Raw genomic sequence first — 21,878 nt, 5'->3', positions numbered from 1 at the left:
AGGGGAGGATTCGTGCTCAGTGCTTAGAGTTTCGGCCCGGCCACCGCCGCGCGCGCCTTTTTGGGGGTTTCGGCGAACAGCTTGGCGATCGCGACGTTGCGGCTGTCCTGCGTCGCATAGTCGCGCGCCGACAGGCCGGCGATATTGTCGGGCTGGTCGGGATCGGCGCCCGCATTCATCAGCTCGCGCACCATCGCCATGTCGTGGCGCTGCACCGCGCGGATCAGCGGGGTCTCGCCCGCCGCATTGGGCAGGTTGGGATTGGCCTTGGCCGCGGTCAGGATGCGGATCATCTCGGGCTGTCCCCCCGCCACCGCCAGCAGCAGCGGCGTGTTGCCGCGCCCGTCGCGCAGGTTCGGATCGGCGCCCTTTTGCAGCAGGAAGCGCAGATACGTCTCGTCGCCGCGCTTGATGACGATGTGCAGCGCGCCCTCGCCGCTGGTCACGTCGCGGGTGTTGATGATGCTGGCGCCCGGACGGTCGAGCATGTTGGTGACGTCATTGCCCTTGGCCTCGCGCACCGCCTGGAGAAACTTGTAGCTTTCCGACTGCATCATCTGCGCCGCGACCGGCGTGGCGATGGCGCCCAGAAGCGCGGCGGCGAGCAGGGGGCGAAGGGACATGGGGATCGATCCTGAGCAATGGAGCATGGCTTGCAACCGGCGATTTATCACAGCAAGGCTGTCGGCGTCATGACCCGATTATATCTGTCCCTGCTGGTTCCGCTGGCCGTCGCGCTGGCCGGGTGCGGCGCGTCCGATCCCCAGGCGCAACCCCCGCTGGCGGGGGCGCGGATCGGCGGCCCGTTCCGGCTGGTCGATGCCACCGGCAAGACCGTCACCGATCGCGACTTCGCCGGGCGCTACCGCATCGTCTATTTCGGCTACACCTTCTGCCCCGATGTCTGCCCCACCGACATGCAGGTGCTGGGCGCCGGGCTGAAGGCGCTGGAGGCGAGCGCCCCCGCCAAGGCCGCGAAGATCGTGCCGATCTTCGTCACGGTCGATCCCGAGCGCGACACGCCCGCAATCGTCGGCCGCTTCGCCACCACCTTCCACCCGCGCTTCGTCGGGCTGACCGGCACCCCGGCGCAGGTCGATGCGGCGCGCAAGGCCTATGCCGTCTGGGCGCAGAAGGGCGCGCCGTCGGCCGGTGGCGGCTATCTCGTCAACCACAGCAACCAGGCCTATCTGATGGACCCGGACGGCAAGCCGCTGGCGCTGGTCCCGTCCGATCAGGGGCCGCAGGCGGTCGCCGCGACGCTCGACCAGTGGGTGCGCTGATGGAGCGTTTCTGGGAAAAGCCGATCGAAAGCCTCGACCGCGCCCAGTGGGAGGCGCTGTGCGACGGGTGCGGCAAATGCTGCATCCACAAGCTGGAGGATGAGGAGACGGGCGAGCTGGTGCCGACCAACGTCGCCTGCCGCCTGCTCGACCGGCGCAGCGGGCAATGCTCCAACTATCGCCACCGCCGCGCCTTTGTCAGCGAGTGCGTGCGGCTGACCATGGGCAATGTCCGCTCGATCGACTGGCTGCCCTCGACCTGCGCCTATCGCCTGCGCGCGGCGGGCGAGGCGCTGCCCGAATGGCATTATCTGGTCTGCGGCGACCGCGAGGCGGTGCACCGCGCCGGGCAATCGGTCCGCGGCTGGACGATCAGCGAGGACGATGCGGGCGATTTCGAGAATCATATCGTGGAGCGGGAATTGTGATCGACGAGGTGGTGCGTCACCCGACTGCCAAGCGCATCCGGCTGAGCGTCGATCCCGCCACCGGCACCGCGCGGCTGGTGGTGCCCAAGCGTGCGCCGCTGAAGACCGCGCTGGCCTGGGCCGAGGAGAAGAAGGACTGGATCGCCGACCAGCGTGCGCGCCTGCCCGAACCGCGCCCCTTCGTCCCCGGCGCGCTGATCCCGTTCGGCGACACGGTGCTGACATTGGCCTGGGAGCCTGGCAGCCGCCGGGTGATCCAGTGCGAGCATGATCGCCTGTCCGCCTCCGGCCCGATCGAGACGCTGAACCGCCGGGTCGAGACCTGGCTGAAACGGCAGGCGCTGGAAACCCTGTCGCGCGAGACGGCGGAGATCGCGCGGACCGCGGGCGTCGCGGTATCGCGGGTCAGCGTCGCGGATCCGAAAGCGCGCTGGGGCAGCTGCGCCTCGTCAGGGGCGATCCGCTATAGCTGGCGGCTGATCCTGGCCCCGGCCTTTGTCCGCCGTGCGACGGTGGCGCATGAGGTCGCGCACCGGGTCCATATGAACCACGCCCCCGCCTTCCACGCGCTGGTCGCCGAGCTGCTGGGGGCCGATCCAGCGCCCGCCACCGCCTGGCTGCGGCAGCATGGCGCGGGGCTTCACTGGTATGGCCGGTCGTCCTGACGGTCCTGACGGTCGCGCGCTGACGGACGCGGCGGGGGAGCGGCGGGGCGGGGATCGCGCGCCGCGCCTGCCCCGCCCCGTCCGGTCACCCGGTCGATCCACGCCTGATCCAGCCGCTGCTGCGGCACCACCGGTGCGGGCGCCTGCGGCGTGGTCGTGCCGGGCACGGGTTGCTGGAGCGGCTGCGGCGGCGTGGCGGGATCGCGGCGGGTCGGGATCTCCATCGTCTCGTCACCCGGCTGCGACTCGCCCGGAACGGGGGCGGGCAGCGGGTTGCCGTCGGCATCGACCCCGGCCGTGCCATTGTCGGGCTGGCCGAAATAGCTCTCTTCGTCGGGTTCCAGCTGCCATTCGGGCAGGGTGACCTGGGTGTCGAACTGTTCGATCGGGCGGTCGGCGACCGCGACCTTCATATAGTCGGCAAAGGCCTTGGCGGGCGCGGCGCCGCCATGCAGGCCGGCCACCGGCTTGGCATTGTCGCGGCCCATCCACACGCCGGTGGTGATCCCGCTGGAGAAGCCCAGGAACCAGCCGTCCTTCAGGCTGGTCGTCGTGCCGGTCTTGCCCGCGACCGGCCGCCCGATCTGCGCGGCGCGGCCGGTGCCGGTGTTGACCGTGGTCTGGAGCAGGTCGGTCATCTCGGCGGCGATATAGGGGGCGACCAGCACATGGCTGCGGTCGACCTCATGGGTATAGATGGTCTGGCCATTGGCCACGACCTTGGTGATGCCATAGGGCGTCACCTTCACCCCCTTGTTCGCGATGCTGGCAAAGGCGCTGGTCATGTCGATCACCCGCACTTCCGAAGTGCCGAGCACCATCGAGGGGTGGGTGTTGACCGGCGTCGTGATGCCGAAGCGGCGCGCCATGTCGGCGACCGTCTGGAAGCCCACTTCCTGGCCCAGCTTCGCCGCGACCGTGTTCAGTGAATAGGCGAAGGCGGTGCGCAGGCTGACGCTGCCCGAATTGCGGCGCGAATCGTTGCGCGGGGACCAGCCGTCGATGGTGACGGGTTCGTCGACGACCTGGTCCTCGGGCTTGTGACCCGCCTCCAGCGCGGCGAGATAGACGAACAGCTTGAACGCCGAACCCGGCTGGCGGACCGCCGTCACTGCCCGGTTATAGTTGGTGGAGACATAATCCTTGCCCCCCACCATCGCGCGCACCGCGCCGTCGCGGTCCAGGCTGACCAGCGCGCCTTGAGTCCCCTCGGGCGCATTGGCGCGGATCGCCGCGTCGGCCGCCCGCTGCATGTTGAGGTCGAGCGTGGTCCACACGTCGAGCGGCGCGGTCTGCTCGTCGATCAGCAGGTCGAGCTGGGGCAGTGCCCAGTCGGTGAAGTAGCGCACCGAATTCTGCTTTGGCTCGGGTGCCAGCTTCAGCGTCTGCGGGTCGGCATTCGCCGCCTGGTCGGCGGTGATGAAGCCGTTGCGCTTCATCTGGTCGATCACCACGCCCGCACGGCCGACCGCGGCGGCGGCATCGGCGGTCGGCGAATAGTTGGAGGGCGCCTTGACCAGCCCGGCGATCACCGCCGCCTCGGACAGGCTCAAGTGATCCGCGCCGTGCCCGAAGAATTTCCGGCTGGCCGCGTCGATGCCATAGGCGCCGCCGCCATAATAGACCTTGTTCAGATACAGCTCGAGGATCTGGTCCTTCGAGAATTTCAGCTCCATCGCCAGCGCCAGGATCGCCTCGCGGAACTTGCGACCGAACTTCTTCTGGTTGTTCAGGAAGATGGTGCGCGTGATCTGCTGGGTGATGGTCGAGCCGCCCTGTTTCCAGCGTCCCTTTTCCAGCCGGACCTCGACCGAGCGGGCGATGCCGATCGGATCGACGCCGGGATGCTGGCGGAAACGGCGATCCTCGACCGCGATCGTCGCGTCGCGCATGACCTCGGGAATCCGGTCATAGGGCAACCATTCGCCATAGCTCGGCCCGAGCGACACGATCACCGTGCCGTCGGCGGCATGGACGCGGATCATCTGGCCGTTGGGCGAGGATTTCAGTTCGTCGAAGCTGGGCAGTTGCGACTTGGCGACGAACACCGCGATCGCCAGCGCGCCGACCGCCAGCACGGCCAGGCCGATCAGGATCTGCAGGGTTACGACGATCCGGCGCCGCCAGGGAGAGCGGGGCTTGGACGAGCGGGGCCGGGGGGACCGGGAAGACGACGCGCGAGGCATGGGACGGATCGCGAATTACAGGGCTTTGAACATGACCACAAGCCGCCGATGCCCGATGGCGGCTTGCGCGCCGCTGAACGCCCCGGCCAAAGGCGCCGCGCCGAAGCGGTTCGGCCTGAAATGCCGCTCTTAATTTTTTATACCGGTTCCGGTAGTAGGGCGGGATGCCATCCTCGGGGGAGAAGGTGGCGGAAAGGACGACGATGGAACAGGTCGAGCAGCAGCAGGGCGCGACCGCCGAACGGCGGGTGGGCAAGCGGCATTCGGCCGTCCTCCTCCTGGGCAAGCTGTGCGGCGACGTGCCCGGCGTGTGCCTGGTCCATAATATCTCCGCCCATGGCCTGATGGCGCGGTTCGTCGATCCGCCGCAGGTCGGCGACTCGATCTGTGTCGAGGTGCGCGGGCTGGCCCCGGCGCGCGGCACGGTCCGCTGGGTGCGCGGCAAGAAGGCGGGCGTCCAGTTCGATTCGCCCCAGCCCTATGAGCAGATATTCTCGACCGAAAATGCCGACGGCACGATCCCGCGCCCGCCCCGCTTTCCGGTGACGCTGACCGCCGATGTCCGGTTGGGCGACCGCAAGTTCGCCGCCGAGATGGTCGACGTGTCGGCGGGCGGCGCCAAGCTGGCCGCCGCGCATCCGGTCCAGCCGGGTCTGGCGGGGCAGATCATCCTGCGGCCGATGGGCACGCCGATCTTCGGCACGATCTGCTGGGTGAAGGACGGCCGCTTCGGCTTCCGCTTCGTCTCACCGCTGCCCATCGACACGCTCGCGGCGATCGTCGCGCGGCCCTGAGCCGCGTCGGGCCTTCGGGCCGATCGACATTCGGAATTGCTTCTTCCCCTCTCCCCTGGACAGGGGAGAGGGTTAGCGAAGCTTGCCAGCCTGCTGGCTAGCGCAGCTTGGGTGAGGGGTTGAGCGAGCCCAAAGGCTCGCGCGCTCGCTTGGCGAGCGCCCACCCCTCACCCAGCTCCGACTAAGCCTTTGCTCTCGCAAAGACCAAGTCTGCGCAACCCTCTCCCCTCTACGAGGGGCGAGGGAAGGATAGGCATCGCTAAGTGGCGATCGACCCTGGGGGATTTCGGATGGGGGGAGGGCGTCGACCGATCGGGACGCCTGGGAAAATCTGGTGCGGTCGAGAAGACTCGAACTTCCACGGCCTTTCGGCCACAACGACCTCAACGTTGCGCGTCTACCAATTCCGCCACGACCGCACTCGATAGTTACCACCGGCAAGCCGGAGGGCTGGTAGGCGGGTGCCCCTAGCAAAGCGCCGGGGACTGCGCAATGGCCTTTTTGGCGGGATGCGGCGCTATCGCGCGTCATTCATCGCGAATAGGGGAAGGGCCATGACGCTTTTCCCCCGCCACGCCCCGATCCTCGACCGTGACGAGGTGCGTCGCCTGCTGGCGCTGGCCTGGCCGGTGATGCTGACCAGCCTCAACTGGACGATCCTGCACGTCACCGACGTGATCGTCGTCGGCCGGGTCGGCGAGCATGAGGTGGCGGCGCTCTCGGCCAGCCGGTCGCTGACCTATGTCGCGATCGTCACCGGGCTGGCCTGGCTGTCGGGCGTACTGGTGCGTGCGTCGCGGGCCGATGGCGCGGGGGACCTGCCCGCGACCGGCCAGGCGCTGCGCGACGGGCTGGTGCTGGGTATCGTGCTGGGCGTCGCGGCGATGCTGATCCTGGGGCTGGGTGGTGCGGCGCTGCTGCGCGGGATCGGCGTGGCGCCGGGGCTGGTCGTGCCCGGCGCGCGCGTCGTGACGGTCATGGCGCTGGGCTATCCGTTCCAGATGGTGCTGATCGCCGCCAGCTTCTTTCTGGAGGGGATCAGCCGGCCGCGCCGGGTCACGATGGTCAATCTGTCGATCCTGCCGATCAACGCGCTGCTCGCCTGGGGGCTGGCGGGTGGTGAGATGGGACTGCCCGCGCTGGGGGCGGTCGGGGCGGCGCTGGCCACCGTGATCGCCTCGGCATTGGGAGCGGTCGCGATGGTCGCGAGCGCGGTGACGCTGCCGCGCGGTGCGGCGCGCGGCGTGCGGCGGCTGGACCGCGCGGCCTGGGCCCCCACGCTGGCGGGGGCGGTGGAACTGGCGCGATTCGGCTTCGTCCCCGCCATCGCCTCGGGGCTGGAGCTGGCGGGGTTCGCCATCCTGATCGCGCTGTCGACTCGGCTGGGCGATGCGACCGCGCATGGCTTCCAGATCGTCTTCTCGCTCCACAATGTCACCTTCGCGCTGGCGCTCGGGCTGGGATCGGCGGCGGGGGTGCGCGCGGGCAATGCGGTGGGCGAGGGGGCGGCCTGGGCCGCGGTCCCGCGCACGCTGATTGCGGTCGGGCTGGCGGCGCTGGCCATGGGGGCGTGCGGCCTGGCGCTGTCGCTCTGGCCCGGCGCGGTCGTCGGGCTGTTCCCCGCCTTGCCCGAGGCGAAAGCGGTGGCGGTGGCGATGCTGGTGATCTGGGCGCCCTTCATCCTGTTCGACGGGATGCAGGTGGTGCTGGTCTATGCGCTGCGCTCGCTGGGCGACCAAGTGGCGGCGGGGATCAACAGCATCATCGCCTATTTCATCGTCACCGGCGGGGTCGGCTGGTGGCTGGTCGACGCCGGATGGGGCGCCCCGGCGCTCGCCTGGGCGTCGGGCGCGGGGATGCTGGTCGCCGCCGTCCTGCACGGATCGCGCTTCGCGATCGTCGCGCGGCGGTTGCGGGCTTCGCATGGCCTTCTTCGCTCAGGCTGAACGGAGCGAAATCGAAGGCCACGCCGACACGACAGCAATCAGTTCGCCGGGTTGGCCTCGCCCGCAAAGCTCAGGTCCAGCCGCTTGGAACTGGGCGGCACGTCGAGCTTGGCCGAGTTGAAGTCCATCGACGCGCCGGGGCCCAGCGTCCGCTGCTGCGGCGCGATCGCCCAGGAAAAGACGACGCGGCCTTGCGCATCCTTCAGCTCGGCGCGCAGGTCGGGAACCCGCTGCGCGCCCGAGGACGGGTTGATGATCTGCCCCGAAATGGCGAACAGTTCGGACCCGTTCTCCAGCTCGCGCCGCTCGATCGGGTTGGAACGCAGCTCCAGCGGCGATTCGGTGGTGCCGAACCCCAGCCAGCCGCCGATGCCCGGCATGCCGGTCCACAGGATCGCTGCCGTCGCCGCCAGCAGCGCCAGGCACGCGGCGACCGCGCCGATCGTCCAGCGACGCACCGGGTTGCGCCGCGCGCGAAAGGGCGGGCGGTGCGTGAAGGCATCGAATTCGGGCTCGTCCGCCTTCAGGATCGGCGGCGCGGGCGGGGGAGCGATGACGGGCGGCGGCGGGGGCGGCGGTTCGGCGACCGGCTCTTCGGTCCTGTCGCGTTCCACCGCGACGTCCGGCTCCGGCGCGGCGACCTCGTCGGGATCGGGCGGCGACTGGAACCAGCTGTGCCGGCAATTGGCGCAGCGCACGGTGCGACCCTCCAGCCCGATCGCGCTGTCGGGCACCAGATAGCGGGTGCGGCATTCAGGGCATTCGAGGATCATGCGGAACGGCACTTCAACGGATGGAAAGGGTCGGTGGACGGGACCATCCGGTTCAGGTCCCCATGAAAGGCCAGTAAGCACGCCGCCCATGGCCGTGGCAAGCTTGAAGCGTGGAACTTGAAGCGCGCGGCGGGCCATGCCAAGGCCATGCGGGCATGGCGAACATCGTCCAGTTCGAGAATGTCGGCTTGCGCTACGGCGCCGGGGAGGAGACCCTGTGCGACGTCAGCTTCGCGTTGCGACCGGGGCAATTCTATTTCCTGACCGGCGCGAGCGGCGCGGGCAAGACCTCGCTGCTGCGCCTTCTCTATCTGTCGCAGCGGCCCAGCCGGGGCATCATCCGGCTGTTCGGCGAGGATGCGGTGATCCTGCCGCGCGACCGGCTGCCCGGCTTTCGGCGGCGGATCGGGGTGGTGTTCCAGGATTTCCGGCTGATCGCGCATCTCAGCGCCGCCGACAATATCGCGCTGCCCCTGCGCGTCGCGGGCATGGCCGAATCGGAGATTGCGCGCGCGGTGCGCGAGATGCTGGCCTGGATCGGGCTGTCCGAACGCGCGGGCGCCCGCCCCGCCACGCTGTCGGGCGGCGAGCAGCAGCGGGTGGCGATCGCCCGCGCGGTGATCGCGCGCCCCGAATTGCTGGTCGCCGACGAGCCCACGGGCAATGTCGATCCGGTCATGGCCGAGCGGCTGCTCCATCTGTTCCACTCGCTCCACCGGCTGGGGACGACGGTGGTGATGGCGACGCATGACTGGCACCTGATGGACCGGGTGCCGGACGCGCAGCATATGCATCTGGAGCGCGGGCGGCTGGTCGACCCGACCGTTCCGCCCGAGCCCGCCCCCCCGCCGCCCGAGCCGCGCCGCTCGACGATCGTGCGGAGCGGATTGTGACGCGGGGGCGCGGCGGCGCGGAGGCGCGGGCGCTGGACGATGTCGGCGGCGCGCATGTCATGAGCTGGGTCATCGCGATCATGCTGTTCCTGACCCTGCTGGCGGGCGCGGCGGGGCTGGCGACGGCGCGCGCGGCGGGTTCGCTCGACCGCCAGATGGCGGGGCGGCTGACCGTGCAGATCGTCGAGGGCGAGGCCGGACGCCGCGATGCCGCCGCCGCGCGCGTGCTGGCGGTGCTGCGCCGGCTGCCCGATGTCGCGCGCGCGACGCCGGTGCCGCAGGCCGAACTCGCGCGGATGCTGCAACCCTGGCTGGGCACCGATGCCGAAGCGGCGGGGCTGCCCGTGCCCGCGCTGATCGATGTCGACCTGACCAGCGACGATTCGGGCGTGATCGCCCGCGTCGGGGCGGCGGTGACACGGGCCAGCCCGGCGGCGCGGGTCGATGCGCATGCGACCTGGCTGGGGCCGGTCGGGCGGCTGCTCGACACCGCCGCCTGGCTGGCCGGGGCGATCATCCTGCTGATGCTGGGGGCGACCACGGCGGTCGTCATGCTGGCGGCGCGCGCAGGGCTGGAGGCGCATCGCGGCACGATCGAGGTCATCCACATGCTGGGCGCAACCGATCGGCAGGTCGCGCGGCTGTTCCAGCGGCGGATCGCGCTGGACGCGGGGATCGGCGCGGGCGTGGGCGGCATCGCGGCGGCGGGGGCGATCCTGCTGATCGCGCGACAGGTCGGCGCGCTCGAATCCGAATTGCTCGGCAATTTGCGGCTGGGGGCGGGGGATATGGGGATGCTGGTCCTGCTGCCCTTCGCCTTCGTCCTGCTGGCGGTGGCGGCGGCGCGCGCGGCGGTGCTGGCGCAGATGCGGCGGATGCTGTGATGGTGCGACTGATCGGTCTGGCGGCGCTGAGCTGGTGCCTGGGTTTCGCGGCCTTCATGCTGACCCTGCCGCACCCGCTGGCGCACAACACCACCGATGCGATCGTGGTGCCGACCGGCGGGCCGGGGCGCATCGATCGCGGCATCGCGCTGCTCCAGGCGCACCAGGCCAAGCGGATGCTGGTCACCGGGGTCGCGCCCGGCGTGCGGCCGATCGACCTGGCGCGCACCTATCGCACCTCGCCCGCGCTGTTTGCCTGCTGCATCGATCTGGGGGGCGAGGCGGTCGACACGCGCTCCAATGCCGAGGAAACGGCGAACTGGGTGCGCGCGCATGGCTATCGCACGGTGCGGCTCGTCACCTCCGACTGGCATTTGCCGCGCGCCCGGATGGAGCTGACCGCGGCGCTGGGCAAACAGGTGCTGGTGCTGGGCGACGGCGTGCCGTCGGAGCCGCGGCTGGGCACGCTGGTCAATGAGTATAACAAGCTGATCCTGCGACGGATCGCGCTTTGGACGGGGATTGGCGCGTGATTCTTCTTCGCAACATCGTGTTCGTGGCGATCTTCTATCCGCTGTCGGCGGTGATGGCGCTGCTGTCGCCGGTCATCGCGCTGAGCGGGCGGCGCGCGGTGATCCACTGGGCGACGAGCTGGACCCGGCTCCACCGCATCTGCACCCGCTATCTGCTGGGCATCCGCGTGGTGGTGGAGGGGACGCGGCCGACGACGCCGGCGCTCTATCCGGCCAAGCATCAGGCGATGTTCGAGACGATGGAGCTGCAACGCATCCTGGGCGCGCCCGCCATGGTCCTGAAGCGCGAGCTGGCCAATATCCCCATCTGGGGCTGGGCGGTGCGCAAATATGGCGCGATCGTGGTCGACCGTAATGCCTCGGCCAGGGCGATGCGCGGCATGATGCGCGACGCCAAAGTGGCGGTGGAGCAGGGCCGCGCGATCATGATCTTTCCCGAAGGTACGCGGGTGAAGCCCGGCGAGACGCCGCCGCTCAAGCCCGGTTTCGCGGGACTCTACCGGATGCTGGGCCTGCCGGTGGTGCCGGTGGCGACCGATTCGGGGCTGGTCTGGCCGCGCAAGGGCCTGAAGCGGCCGGGGGTGGTGACGCTGCGCTTCGGCGAGGTGATCCCGCCGGGCCTGCCGCGCGCCGAGGCGGAGGCGCGGGTCCATGCGGCGATGAATGCGTTGGAATCCTCCCCGGCACGGGGAGGTGGCGGGGCGTAAGCCCTGACGGAGGGGGGCTTCCGCAAGGTGTGTCCTCTGTGGCGATCCCCCTCCACCATGGCTATCGCCATGGTCCCCCTCCCCGTGCCGGGGAGGATCGTCAGCCTTCGTGGCTGCGCCCGAAATCCTCTCTCGCATCGTCCTGGCCCTGGTCGATGATCGAGCGGCGGATGGCGCGGGTGCGGCTGAACAGGTCGAACAGCTCGTCCCCCTTGCCCCAGCGGATCGCGCGCTGAAGCTGGCTCAAATCCTCCGAAAAGCGCTGGAGCATTTCCAGCACCGCTTCGCGATTGGTCAGGAACACGTCACGCCACATGGTCGGGTCCGATGCGGCGATGCGGGTGAAGTCGCGAAAGCCACCGGCCGAATATTTGATGACCTCGGACTGGGTCACCTCCTCCAGATCGCTGGCGGTGCCGACGATCGTATAGGCGATCAGGTGCGGCAAATGGCTGGTGACGGCCAGCACCCGGTCGTGATGGTCGGGTGCCATCTGCTCGACATCGGCGCCCAGCCTTCGCCAGAATTCGGCCACCCGCTCGACCGCCAGCGCGTCCGCGCCCTCGGGCGGGGTGACGATGCACCAGCGTTTCTGGAACAGGGTGGCGAAGCCCGCCTCCGGCCCGCTGCGCTCGGTGCCCGCGACCGGGTGCGCCGGGATGATGGTGGCACCGGGCAGCGCCTCGCTCAGCGCGGCCAGCACCGAAGCCTTGCAGCTGCCCACGTCGGATACGATCGCCTCGGCGGGCAGGTCGTCGGCGAATTCGGCCGCCACCGCGCCCATCGCGCCGACCGGCACGCACAGGATCACCAGATCGGCGTCGATCACGCTCGCCCCCGCCGTGTCGGCGACGTCATCGGCCAGGTCGAGCGCGCACACCGTCTCGCGCACCTGCGGGTCGGCATCATAGGCGGTGATCCGCGCGGTCGGCATCGCCTTGCGCACCGCGCGCGCGACCGAGGAGCCGATCAGGCCGAGCCCGATGATGGTGATCCGCGCAAAGGGCAGCATCAGGCCCCCTTTGCCTCGGACTCGACCATCCGGCGCAGCGCGGCGACGACGCCCTTCACCTCGTCCTCGGTGCCGATGGTGATGCGCAGGGCCTGGCCCAGTCCCTGGCCCGGCAGCCAGCGGACGATGTACCCGGCGTCCATCAGCCCGTGATAGGCGCGCTCGGCGGTCAGCGGCCCTTCGAACAGCACCAGCGAGAAATTGGCGTGCGACGGCACGCAGCGCAGCCCCGCATTGCCCAGCGCCGCGATCTGCGCCTCGAACCAGGCCAGCCACTTTGCATTGTGCGCGCGCGACGACTCGACGAAGGCGCGGTCGCGGATCGCCTCGATCGCGGCATTCTGTCCGGCGATCGTCACGTTGAACGGCGCCCGGATACGGTGCAGCGCGTCGATGATCGGGGCGGCGGCATAGCCCCAGCCGATCCGCTCGGCGGCCAGGCCGTGGATCTTGGAAAAGGTGCGCGAGACCAGCACGTTCGGCGCGCGCTCGGCCAGCGCCAGCCCGCCATCGTCCTCGCCCTCGGCCAGATATTCGGCATAGGCCTGGTCGAGCACCAGCAGAACATGCGGGGGCAGCCCGGCATGGAGCCGCGCGATCTCATCCGCGCCCGCATAGGTGCCGGTCGGATTGTTGGGATTGGCGACGAAGACGACCTTGGTCTTTTCGGTCACCGCCGCCAGGATCGCATCGACATCGGTGGCATAGTCATGGTCGGCGACCACCACCGGCTCCGCACCCACCCGCCGGGTCGCGATCTCATAGACCGCAAAGCCGTAGCGGACATGGATGACCTCGTCCCCCGGCCCGGCGAACGCGCCCGCCGCCAAATGCAGGATCTCGTCCGAGCCGGTGCCATAGATGATTCGCGCCGGATCGAGCCCATGGACCTCGCCGATCGCCTGACGCAGCGCGGTCGCGCCCGCGTCCGGGTAACGCTCCAGATGGTTGGCGGCGGCGGCGAAGGCGGCACGCGCCTTGTCGCTGGTGCCCAGCGGATTTTCGTTGGATGACAGTTTGACGACCTTGCGTCCGTCATCGGTCGTCGCGCGGCCGGGGACATAAGGCGCGATCGCCTTGACCCAGGAGATCGGTTCGGGGGCGGTAAGCTCGGTCATGGCGAACGCCATAGCGGCCATGGCCTTGCGTTGCCAAGCATCGCGGCCTAGCGGAGAGGGCTCCATGGCCGCTTCCGTTTCCGCTTCTCCCCCCAGCGACGACCGGCGTTTCGGTCTGTCGCGCCATGTCGTGCTGCCGGGGCCGCTGCGGCTCGACGGCGGCGGCCTCTTGTCGCCGGTCGAGATCGGCTATGAGACCTATGGCACGCTGAACGCCGATGGCTCCAATGCCATCCTGATCTGCCATGCGCTGACCGGCGACCAGCATGTCGCCAGCCCCCATCCGCGCACCGGCAAGCCCGGCTGGTGGACCCGGCTGGTGGGCGAGGGCAAGCCGATCGACCCGGCGCGGCACTTCATCATCTGTTCCAACGTCATCGGCAGCTGCATGGGGTCGTCGGGCCCCGCGACGATCGACCCCTCCACCGCCGAGCCCTGGGGGATGCGCTTCCCGGTCCTCACCATCCGCGACATGGTGCGGGCGCAGGCCATGCTGCTCGACCATCTGGGCGTCGGACAGCTGAAGGCGGTGGTCGGCGGATCGATGGGTGGGATGCAGGCGATCAGCTGGGCCGCGACCTGCCCCGACCGCGTCCGCGCCTGCGTCATGGTCGCCTCGACCGCCAGGCATTCGGCGCAGAATATCGCGTTCCACGAGGTCGGGCGCCAGGCGATCATGGCCGACCCGAAATGGCGCGGCGGCGCCTATTACGAGGCCAATGATCCCCCCGCGGCGGGCCTGGCGGTGGCGCGGATGGCGGCGCACATCACCTATCTGTCCGAGGCGGGGCTGACCGAGAAGTTCGGGCGGCGGCTCCAGGCGCGGCCCGACCGGCCGGACGGGGCCAAGAGCTTCGGCTTCGATGCCGATTTCCAGGTCGAAAGCTATTTGCGGCACCAGGGGCTGGCGTTCGTCGATCGGTTCGATGCCAATTCCTATCTCTACATCACCCGCGCGCTCGACTATTTCGATCTGGCCGAGGAGCATGGCGGGCTGCTCGCCAACGCTTTCCGGGGGACGAGGACGCGCTTCTGCATCGTCAGCTTCGACACCGACTGGCTCTATCCTACCGCCGAGTCGCGTGCCGTGGTCCAGGCGCTGAACGCGGCGGGCGCGGCGGCGAGCTTTGTCGAGCTGTCCAGCCCCTATGGCCATGACGCCTTCCTGCTCGAAGCGCCCGAGATGAACCGGGTGATCGATGGCTTCCTGCGGGCCGAGCCATGACCGACACGGCATTGCGCCCCGATCTGGCGATCATCGCGAACCATGTCGCGCGCGGTGCGCGCGTGCTGGATGTCGGATGCGGCGACGGCCAGCTGATGGCGGCGCTGCGCGACCGGGCGGCGGTCGACGGGCGCGGGCTGGAGATTGATCCCGCCAATGTCGCCGCCGCCGTCGCGCGCGGACTGGCGGTGGTGCAGGGCGACGCCGATGTCGATCTGGCGGGCTATCCCGACAAGGGCTTCGACTATGCGATCCTCAGCCAGACGCTCCAGACCGCGCGCGCGCCCGATCAGGTGCTCGACCATCTGCTGCGGATCGGCAAGCGCGCCTTCGTCTCCTTTCCCAATTTCGCGCATTGGCGGGTGCGGCTGTCGCTGCTGTGGGGCGGGCGGATGCCGGTGACGGGGCTGTTGCCCGAACAATGGTATGACACGCCCAACATCCACCATGTGACGATCGACGATTTCCGCGCCTTCGTCCGCGAACGGCGGATCACCGTGGAGGGCAGCTGGTTCCTCTCGCGCGGCCGTCCGACCAGCGCGGCGGCGGCGAACTTCCGGGCCGAGCATGCCGTATTTCTGTTACGGCGCTGACGACAATATCGTATCCATTTCGGAACTTTATCTGGATCAAGGCTGTTGTGCGGGAAAGTGACGGGATTTTGACATGAGCCGAACCGCGCTGATCGTGGAAGACGAGATATTCGTGGCTCTTGATCTGGAGCGCATCCTGACCGACGCCGGTTACCAGGTGGCCGGCATAGCGGCAGATAGCCGCACCGCCATGGAGACCGCACCCGGCTGCGCCTTCGCCTTTGTCGACGTGAATCTGCGCGACGGCGCGACCGGCCCCGAGATCGCGCGCCGGATCGCCGCCGATTACGGGGTGAAGGTCGTCTTCGTCACCGCCAACCCTTCGCAGATCGATGCCGGTGTCGAGGCGCTGGGCTATATCCGCAAGCCGTTCAGCGAACGCGCGATCCTGGCGGCGGCGGCCATGGCGACCGGCGGACAGGCCGAAGCGCGCGAGGAGGTCATCCCGCTGGGGATGGTTGGCTGACCAGGCCGGTCTGACGATCAGGGGGGCTGCCGCGACCAGGGTCGGGCAGCCCTTTTGCCGTCAACGGCAGGGCCCCGTCCCCTACGGACGGCGAAAGGAGGCCAGCGGCACCCGGATCGTGACGACCAGCCCGGTCGGGTTCCAGTCGCGTTCGACCTCGCCGCCCAGCTGGCGCACCGCCGACAGCTCGACCAGCTGCGACCCGAAGCCCGCATGGACCGGCGCGGCCTCCAGCACCGGGCCGTCGCGCTCGATCCAGCAGAGCTGCACCATGTCGCCCTGCCGCTGGACCTTCAGGTCGACCATGCCCGCCATCACCGACAGCGCGCCATATTTGGCAGCATTGGTCGCTAGTTCGTGAAACAGCAGCGCCAGCGGCGTCGCCGACCGGTCGTCGACCAGCACATCGTCGCCCGACACGCGGATGCGCGTCTCGCTCCGGCCGCGATAGGGCTCGAACAGATCGTCCAGCAGGCCGTGGAGCGAATCCTGCCGCGACCGGGGGCGCGACTGTTCGCTATGCGGCCGGACGAAGTCGTGCGCGCGGCCCAGTGCCGTGATCCGGTCGCGCAGGTCGCTGGCGATGCCCGCAAAGCCCGGATGGCTGCGCGCGGCGAAACCGATCAGGCCGGAGATCACCGCGAAGATGTTCTTGATCCGGTGGCTGAGTTCCTGGCTGACGATCTCGCGTTCCTCGAGCGCCAGCTTCTGTTCGTGAATATCGGTGCAGGTGCCGAACCAGCGGGTGATCTGCCCCTGGGCGTCGCGGATCGGCAGCGCGCGACCCAGCACCCAGCGATAGGTGCCGTCCCGGTGCCGGAGCCGATATTCGATCTGATAGGGCTCGCCCGTGGCCAGGCTGTGCTGCCACCGCGCCCGCGCCCGGTCCTGATCCTCGGGATGGAACACGCCGCTCCATGCCGCGCCATCGGTCGATCCGTCGGGCATGCCGGTGAAGTCGTACCAGCGGGCATTGTAATAATCGTGATAGCCGTCGGGCAGCGTCGACCACACCATTTGCGGCATGGTGTCGGCCAGGGTGCGGAAGCGCCGCTCGCTGTCGGCGATACGCGCGTCCGATTCCTCGACCGTCTGGAGATGTTCGCGCTGCGCCCGGCGATCCTGCAACCGGCCCATCACGGCGGTCGCCAGTATTTCCAGCCCGCGCCGCTGGAAATCGGTCAGGCCCTGCGGACGCGGCTCGGGCGAGATGACGCAGATCGCGCCCAGCGGCACGCCTTCGTGCGACAGCAGCCGCGCCCCGGCATAGAAACGGATATGGGGGGCGCCGACGACCAGCGAGAAACCGGCGAACCGCGCATCCTCGCGCGCGTCGGGGACCACCGTCACCGGATCGGCGGCCATCATCGCCTGGGCGCAAAAGGACGTGTCGCGCCCCGTCTGCGGCTGGTCGAAGCCGACCGCCGCCAGAAACTGCTGGTGGTCGGCTTCGACCAGGCTGACCAGCGCCACGGGGGTATCGCACAGCTCGGCGGCGAAGGCGGCCAGATCGTCCAGCCCACCGCTTTCGCGATAGCCGGCGAGGTCATAGGCCCCGATCACTTCGGTGCGCTGCGTCTCCGTACAGGCCAGGGGATGGAGCATTCGGGTCTCGCCATCCTCCTGGGCCGTGAACGCGCTGGTCCTAAACTCCTGTTCGTCCATCCCTCGCACCGTGGCTCATGGACGCGGCCGATCAGAACGGCACGTCGTCATCCAGATCGTCGGCAAAGCCGCCGCCCTGTCCGAACCCACCACGATTGCCGCCGTTCCCGCCGCCCTGATTGCCCGAGCCGCCGCCGCGCGCACCGCCGCCGCCGCCATAGCCGCCGCCCGACGAACCGCCGCCAAAGCCGCTCGACCCGCCACCGAAGTCGCCGCCGCCGAAATCGTCGCCACCGCCGAAGTCGCTGCCGCCACGGCCGCCGCCGCCCTGACCGCCGCCGGGGCCGTCGAGCATGGTCAGCACCGAGTTGAAGCCCTGCAGCGTCACCTCGGTCGAGTAACGGTCGTTACCCTGCTGGTCCTGCCACTTACGGGTGGTCAGCGCGCCTTCGATATAGACCTTCGAACCCTTGCGCAGGAAACGCTCGGCGACGTTGGCGAGGCCTTCGTTGAAGATCTTGACCGTGTGCCACTCGGTCTTTTCCTTGCGCTCGCCGCTGTTGCGGTCCTTCCACGATTCGGACGTGGCGATGCGCAGTTCGACCACCTTGCCGCCATTCTGGAAGGAGCGGCTCTCGGGATCGCGTCCCAGATTGCCGACGAGAATCACCTTGTTGACGCTGCCCGCCATGTATTCAGTCCCGTGCTTGGTTCAGAGGCCGGCGAAAACGGCCAGCCAATATGTGATGCCTGCCATCACATAGGCGGTGATGAACAAGTACGCCACCATGAAGGCGGGCCACTTCCAGCCATTGGTTTCCCTGCGCGTCACCGCGATGGTCGAGATACACTGGGGCGCGAAGACGAACCACATCAGGAAGGCGAGCGCGGTGGGCAGCGACCAGTTGCGCTTCAGCTTCTCGGTCATCGCCTTCTGCCCGCCCTCATGCTCGGTATCGTCGATGGCATAGACGGTGCCGATGGCGGCCACCGCCACCTCGCGCGCCGCCATGGCGGGGACGAGGGCCAGCGCGATGTCGCGGTTGAAGCCGATCGGGCGGACCGCCACCTCGATGCCGTTGGCGATGCGGCCCGCGATCGAATAGTCGACCGGCGAGATGCCCGACCCCTCGGGCGGCTTGGGGAAGGAGAGCAGCGCCCACAGGATCACCGTGGTCAGCGCGATGGTGGTGCCCGCCCGCTTCAGGAAGATCAGCGCGCGGCTCCACAGCCCCAGCAGCACGTCGCGGACATGCGGCCACTGATATTTGGGCATCTCCATCATGAAGCCCGAGGACGCGCCCTTGGTGACCGTGCGACGCAGCAGCAGCGCGGCGACGAACGCCCCGACGATGCCCATCAGATACAGGCCCAGCAGCACCAGCCCCTGTAGTCCGACAAAGGGCAGCACCTGCCGGTCCGGGATGAACGCGCCGATGATGATGGTATAGACCGGCAGACGCGCCGAACAGGTCATCAGCGGCGCGATCAGGATGGTGGTCAGCCGGTCCTTCTCGTCATCGATCGTCCGCGTCGCCATGATGCCCGGCACCGCGCAGGCGAAGGAGGACAGCAGCGGGATGAAGGCACGGCCCGACAGGCCGACCTGTGCCATCAGCCGGTCCATCAGGAAGGCGGCGCGGACCATATAGCCGCTCGCCTCCAGCACCAGAATGAACAGGAACAGGATCAGGATCAGCGGCAGGAAGACGATGACCGCGCCGACACCGGCGATCAGGCCGTCGGTGATGAGGCTGCGGAACCACCCCTCGGGCAGCAATGCGCCGACCTGCGCCTCCAGCCAGACAAAGCCCTGCTCGATCCAACTGACCGGCGTCTCGGACCAGGCGAAGACCGCCTGGAACATGATGAAGAGCAGGCCGACCAGCAGGATCGGTCCGATGATGGGATGCAGCGCGACCGAGTCGAGTATGTTCGTCCAGCGGCGGACCGGCGTCTCCGCGACGGTCGCGGCCGCGGCGATCTGGCGCGCGCGGCGTTGCAGGGTGACGATGTCGTCGATCCGGTCGGGGGCGGCGACGGTGTGTGCGCGTTCCTGCGTTACCAGCCGGTCGATCTCGGCCTTCAGCGTATCGAGCCCACGGCGGCGCACCGCCACGGTCGGGATCACCGTCACGCCCAGCTCGCGTGCCAGTATGTCGGCATCCAGCGTCAGGCCGTCGCGCTCGGCCAGATCGACCATGTTGAGCGCGACCACCACCGGCAGGCCCAGCGCGATCAGCTGCAATGCGAAGCGCAGGTGATTGTCGAGATTGGCGGCATCGACCACCACGACCAGCGCGTCGGGACGCCGCTCGCCTGCCTGCGACCCCATCACGACGTTGCGCGTGACCTGTTCGTCCAGGCTGCCGGGGTCCAGGCTATAGGCACCGGGCAGGTCGACCAGTTCGACCGGGCGGCCATCGTCCAGGACGAGGCGGCCCGAATGCCGCTCGACGGTGACGCCGGGATAATTGCCGACCTTTTGCCGCGCGCCGGTGAGCGCGTTGAACAAGGCGCTTTTGCCGGCATTGGGATTGCCGACGAGCGCGACCAGCGGTGCGGCGTTCATCAGATCAGGCGAACCTCAAAATTCAGGCGCCGGTCGCGACACGGATCGAGGCGGCGACCCGGCGACGCAGCGCCACCGTCATCCGGCCGATCCGGCAGGCGATGGGACCACCGCCCAGCGAGGCGCGGTGCAGCACCTCTACCCCCACGCCTTCGTCAAAGCCCAGTTCGCGCAGGCGGCGCGCCTCGGGCAGCGCCAGCTGGGTCCAGTCGATCGCGGCCACGGTCGCCGGTTGCCGCCGGGGAAGGGTTTCGAGACTGCTGAGCATCGCCATGGACGATACATAACCGCCATGCGATTGATTATCAATTACCCGTTGATGAAATGGGTGTTTGGTTGGGGGGCAGGCTTGAGGCGGGGGTCGGGGCGTGCACTTCGACTTCGCTCAGTGTGAACGGAGGTTTGGAAGCTTAGCACCTCCACCTCCGTTCGGCCTGAGCGAAGTCGAAGGCCAAGGGAACCCGTCAGCCCCAAACCCAAATCACACCGCCGGATAGCGCAGCCGCCCGATAAAGCGCGACAGGCTGGGCATATTCTCACCCCGCTTGGCGACGCCCGCCTTCCATTTCTCGAACCGCATGATCCCCTCGATCCGGCGGGCCAGAAAGGCGCGGGTGTCGGCGTGATCCTCGCTATCGTCGTTCAGGAACACCGCGATGGTCGATCCATAGACCGCGAACAGCGTCGCGCGCTTGGTATAGTGGTTATAGTCGGTGGCGGTGTCGCCCGCCTGCGCCCAGATGGCATCCACCGTCCGCCAGCCGAGTCGCGCCCCGCTCGCGGCGTTTTGCGGCATGGCAAGGATCGTCAGCGCGCGGCGCAGCGCCTCGCGATTCGGGGCGACCGCCGCCAGCCGCGCCTCGACCAGCGCGGTGATGCGCTGGCGGATCTTCATCGCGGCGGCCTGTTCGGCGGGGACGGCCTCGACCATCGCCTGGTCGATCCGGGCGAACCAGGCGTCGATCATCGCGACCGCGCCGTCCTTGAAGGCGAGTCGCGCGATGTCGCGGTCGATACCCGCCGCATCCGCCGCCATGTCGCGCGCCTCGTCGCCCCAGCCGTCGAACGCGGCATTGGACGCGATGCCCTCCGCCAGAGCGACGCGCACCTCGTCGAGAGTCAGGTCCTGAACATCGGTCATGGCAGCCTCGGTCATATGCGTTTCCCGTCGTTCCTATCGTCCGGCCGGGCCACCGCCCTGGCCGATCCACGCCGCACCAATACCAGAGCGGCCGCCACCATCGCCACACCCGCCAGATCGGGCAGCGCCAGCGTCTCGCCATAGACGATCCAGCCGATCGCCGTCGCCACCATCGGCTGGACCAGCAGCGCCAGGCCGACGACCAGCGGGCTCAGCAGCCCCAGCGCATAGATCATCAACCCCTGGCCGATGATCTGGCTCCCCAGCGCCAGCAGGATCAGCGGGCTCCAATGATCGGGCCATACCCGCTCGCCCAGCAGGACCGCGAAGACGAACAGCGGCACGATGCTGGCCATGGTCGACCAGGCGAGCGCGGGCATCGGCGGCATCGCGACCCGCACCCGCGACATCAGGATGAAATAGACCGCATAGAGCACCCCCGCGAGCACGCACAGCAGATCGCCGACCAGATGGCGCGGATCGACCTGATAGCTGCGCCCCATCAGCAATCCCGCTCCCGCCGCCGCCAGGATCAGCGCGATCCCCTGGCTTCGCGACGGCCAGGCGCGCGCGACCAGAAAGCCGTAGAGCGGGAAGATGAAGGTCGCCGAATTGCCGAACAGCGTGGCGTTGGCCATCGTCGTCTGGCGGATGCCGATATGCCAGGCGCCCAGATCGCCCGCAAAGGCGATGCCGCCGATCAGCAGCAGCCCCCAAAGCCCCGCCTGCGCCTTGCCCGGCATACGGGGGCGGGCAGGGCCGATCAGCGCGACCAGCGCCAGCACCGGCGCGGCCAGGGTGATGCGCCAGAAGGCGGAGGCGACCGGCCCGGTATCGGCCATCCGCACCAGCAGCGGGCCGAAGGCGAGCGCGACATTGGCCAGGATGACGGCGGCGAAGGCCAGCGGCGCGGGCGCATTGGTTCCGGACCGGTCCGACAGACGATCGCTTTCAGTCTGTTCACTTTTTCTTGCGGGGGCAGACACGGGCATGGGCTCCCTTAACGTCCTATCTGCGTTGCGTCAGGCCGGAAAGGCCGCAGAAGGATTGCATT

At 69.0% G+C, this 21,878-nt stretch carries 23 protein-coding genes and 1 tRNA gene; 12 read left to right on the top strand and 12 right to left on the bottom strand.

What is annotated here, in order from left to right; all coding sequences use genetic code 11:
- Nucleotides 1–23 precede the first annotated feature (23 nt).
- A complete protein-coding gene (locus tag QE363_RS01535; protein ID WP_307101643.1) occupies nucleotides 24–623 on the bottom strand; it encodes an ankyrin repeat domain-containing protein in 600 nt (199 codons plus the stop codon).
- A gap of 69 nt (nucleotides 624–692) precedes the next feature.
- Between QE363_RS01535 and QE363_RS01530 the strand changes: the two genes are divergently transcribed.
- From QE363_RS01530 to QE363_RS01520, 3 genes are read left to right on the top strand one after another with little or no spacing between them, the layout of a single operon-like run.
- Nucleotides 693–1,283 carry an SCO family protein gene (locus QE363_RS01530; protein WP_309691134.1) on the top strand — a complete coding sequence of 197 codons (591 nt, stop codon included), beginning with the start codon at nucleotides 693–695 and terminating at the stop codon, nucleotides 1,281–1,283.
- Nucleotides 1,283–1,711: a YcgN family cysteine cluster protein gene (locus QE363_RS01525; protein ID WP_309691131.1), complete on the top strand. Its 429-nt coding sequence runs from the start codon at nucleotides 1,283–1,285 to the stop codon at nucleotides 1,709–1,711. The genes QE363_RS01530 and QE363_RS01525 overlap by 1 nt, the downstream gene beginning before the upstream one ends.
- Complete coding sequence (locus tag QE363_RS01520) at nucleotides 1,708–2,376, top strand: M48 family metallopeptidase (protein ID WP_307101637.1); 669 nt, start codon at nucleotides 1,708–1,710, stop codon at nucleotides 2,374–2,376. Before QE363_RS01525 ends, QE363_RS01520 begins: the two co-directional genes overlap by 4 nt.
- On the opposite strand, the gene QE363_RS01515 is transcribed toward QE363_RS01520, so the two are convergent.
- Nucleotides 2,352–4,562, bottom strand: a complete 2,211-nt coding sequence (locus tag QE363_RS01515) for a PBP1A family penicillin-binding protein (protein ID WP_309691127.1) — start codon at nucleotides 4,560–4,562, stop codon at nucleotides 2,352–2,354. The two genes, QE363_RS01520 and QE363_RS01515, sit on opposite strands and share 25 nt — an antisense overlap.
- Before the next feature lie 203 nt (nucleotides 4,563–4,765).
- On the opposite strand from QE363_RS01515, the gene QE363_RS01510 reads away from it, so the two are divergent.
- Nucleotides 4,766–5,356, top strand: a complete 591-nt coding sequence (locus QE363_RS01510; protein ID WP_309691123.1) for a PilZ domain-containing protein — start codon at nucleotides 4,766–4,768, stop codon at nucleotides 5,354–5,356.
- A 332-nt stretch (nucleotides 5,357–5,688) separates the two neighbouring features.
- Here QE363_RS01510 and QE363_RS01505 read toward each other — a convergent pair.
- Nucleotides 5,689–5,775 (bottom strand) — tRNA-Leu (locus QE363_RS01505).
- Nucleotides 5,776–5,910: 135 nt separating this feature from the next.
- On the opposite strand from QE363_RS01505, the gene QE363_RS01500 reads away from it, so the two are divergent.
- Nucleotides 5,911–7,302, top strand: coding sequence for an MATE family efflux transporter (locus QE363_RS01500; protein ID WP_309691119.1), 1,392 nt, complete (start codon nucleotides 5,911–5,913; stop codon nucleotides 7,300–7,302).
- Between the two features lie 38 nt (nucleotides 7,303–7,340).
- On the opposite strand, the gene QE363_RS01495 is transcribed toward QE363_RS01500, so the two are convergent.
- Nucleotides 7,341–8,075 carry an MJ0042-type zinc finger domain-containing protein gene (locus tag QE363_RS01495; protein ID WP_309691116.1) on the bottom strand — a complete coding sequence of 245 codons (735 nt, stop codon included), beginning with the start codon at nucleotides 8,073–8,075 and terminating at the stop codon, nucleotides 7,341–7,343.
- 155 nt (nucleotides 8,076–8,230) lie between these two features.
- Between QE363_RS01495 and ftsE the strand changes: the two genes are divergently transcribed.
- From ftsE to QE363_RS01475, 4 genes are read left to right on the top strand one after another with little or no spacing between them, the layout of a single operon-like run.
- Entirely contained in the window at nucleotides 8,231–8,968 is a 738-nt protein-coding gene (gene ftsE / locus QE363_RS01490) for a cell division ATP-binding protein FtsE (protein ID WP_309691113.1), read from the top strand.
- Nucleotides 8,965–9,852: an FtsX-like permease family protein gene (locus QE363_RS01485; RefSeq protein WP_309691110.1), complete on the top strand. Its 888-nt coding sequence runs from the start codon at nucleotides 8,965–8,967 to the stop codon at nucleotides 9,850–9,852. Before ftsE ends, QE363_RS01485 begins: the two co-directional genes overlap by 4 nt.
- Nucleotides 9,849–10,385 (top strand): YdcF family protein, encoded by a 537-nt coding sequence (locus QE363_RS01480; RefSeq protein WP_307101622.1) that lies wholly within the window; start codon nucleotides 9,849–9,851, stop codon nucleotides 10,383–10,385. Before QE363_RS01485 ends, QE363_RS01480 begins: the two co-directional genes overlap by 4 nt.
- On the top strand, nucleotides 10,382–11,092 hold the full coding sequence (locus QE363_RS01475; RefSeq protein ID WP_309691107.1) for a lysophospholipid acyltransferase family protein: 711 nt from the start codon (nucleotides 10,382–10,384) through the stop codon (nucleotides 11,090–11,092). Before QE363_RS01480 ends, QE363_RS01475 begins: the two co-directional genes overlap by 4 nt.
- Before the next feature lie 100 nt (nucleotides 11,093–11,192).
- Here QE363_RS01475 and QE363_RS01470 read toward each other — a convergent pair whose 3' ends face one another.
- Both QE363_RS01470 and hisC read right to left on the bottom strand, forming a co-directional pair.
- Nucleotides 11,193–12,104, bottom strand: coding sequence for a prephenate/arogenate dehydrogenase family protein (locus QE363_RS01470; RefSeq protein WP_309691106.1), 912 nt, complete (start codon nucleotides 12,102–12,104; stop codon nucleotides 11,193–11,195).
- Nucleotides 12,104–13,222: a histidinol-phosphate transaminase gene (gene hisC / locus QE363_RS01465; protein ID WP_309691103.1), complete on the bottom strand. Its 1,119-nt coding sequence runs from the start codon at nucleotides 13,220–13,222 to the stop codon at nucleotides 12,104–12,106. The genes QE363_RS01470 and hisC overlap by 1 nt, the downstream gene beginning before the upstream one ends.
- A 64-nt stretch (nucleotides 13,223–13,286) precedes the next feature.
- Between hisC and QE363_RS01460 the strand changes: the two genes are divergently transcribed.
- The 3 genes from QE363_RS01460 (at nucleotide 13,287) to QE363_RS01450 (ending at nucleotide 15,506) form a co-directional block, all read left to right on the top strand.
- Nucleotides 13,287–14,447: a homoserine O-acetyltransferase gene (locus QE363_RS01460; protein WP_309691100.1), complete on the top strand. Its 1,161-nt coding sequence runs from the start codon at nucleotides 13,287–13,289 to the stop codon at nucleotides 14,445–14,447.
- Complete coding sequence (gene metW / locus QE363_RS01455; protein WP_309691097.1) at nucleotides 14,444–15,040, top strand: methionine biosynthesis protein MetW; 597 nt, start codon at nucleotides 14,444–14,446, stop codon at nucleotides 15,038–15,040. The genes QE363_RS01460 and metW overlap by 4 nt, the downstream gene beginning before the upstream one ends.
- A gap of 73 nt (nucleotides 15,041–15,113) precedes the next feature.
- On the top strand, nucleotides 15,114–15,506 hold the full coding sequence (locus QE363_RS01450) for a response regulator (RefSeq protein WP_309691094.1): 393 nt from the start codon (nucleotides 15,114–15,116) through the stop codon (nucleotides 15,504–15,506).
- A gap of 81 nt (nucleotides 15,507–15,587) precedes the next feature.
- On the opposite strand, the gene QE363_RS01445 is transcribed toward QE363_RS01450, so the two are convergent.
- The 6 genes from QE363_RS01445 to QE363_RS01420 form a co-directional block, all read right to left on the bottom strand.
- Complete coding sequence (locus tag QE363_RS01445) at nucleotides 15,588–17,111, bottom strand: PAS domain-containing protein (protein ID WP_309691092.1); 1,524 nt, start codon at nucleotides 17,109–17,111, stop codon at nucleotides 15,588–15,590.
- A 91-nt stretch (nucleotides 17,112–17,202) separates the two neighbouring features.
- The gene (ssb, locus tag QE363_RS01440; RefSeq protein ID WP_309691089.1) at nucleotides 17,203–17,802 is read right to left on the bottom strand and encodes a single-stranded DNA-binding protein; all 600 of its coding nucleotides are present in this window, start codon (nucleotides 17,800–17,802) and stop codon (nucleotides 17,203–17,205) included.
- A gap of 21 nt (nucleotides 17,803–17,823) precedes the next feature.
- Nucleotides 17,824–19,683: a ferrous iron transporter B gene (locus QE363_RS01435; RefSeq protein ID WP_309691086.1), complete on the bottom strand. Its 1,860-nt coding sequence runs from the start codon at nucleotides 19,681–19,683 to the stop codon at nucleotides 17,824–17,826.
- A gap of 22 nt (nucleotides 19,684–19,705) precedes the next feature.
- Nucleotides 19,706–19,957 (bottom strand): ferrous iron transport protein A, encoded by a 252-nt coding sequence (locus QE363_RS01430; protein ID WP_373424655.1) that lies wholly within the window; start codon nucleotides 19,955–19,957, stop codon nucleotides 19,706–19,708.
- Nucleotides 19,958–20,164: 207 nt separating this feature from the next.
- The gene (locus QE363_RS01425) at nucleotides 20,165–20,839 is read right to left on the bottom strand and encodes a COQ9 family protein (protein WP_309691084.1); all 675 of its coding nucleotides are present in this window, start codon (nucleotides 20,837–20,839) and stop codon (nucleotides 20,165–20,167) included.
- Nucleotides 20,836–21,816, bottom strand: coding sequence for a DMT family transporter (locus tag QE363_RS01420; protein ID WP_309691081.1), 981 nt, complete (start codon nucleotides 21,814–21,816; stop codon nucleotides 20,836–20,838). Before QE363_RS01420 ends, QE363_RS01425 begins: the two co-directional genes overlap by 4 nt.
- Nucleotides 21,817–21,878 lie beyond the last annotated feature (62 nt).

Origin of the sequence: Sphingomonas sp. SORGH_AS_0870, assembly GCF_031453175.1 — a bacterium.
Taxonomy (GTDB): domain Bacteria; phylum Pseudomonadota; class Alphaproteobacteria; order Sphingomonadales; family Sphingomonadaceae; genus Sphingomonas.
Note: the sequence above shows the minus strand (reverse complement) of the source record. Positions and strands in the feature narration are given on the sequence as shown.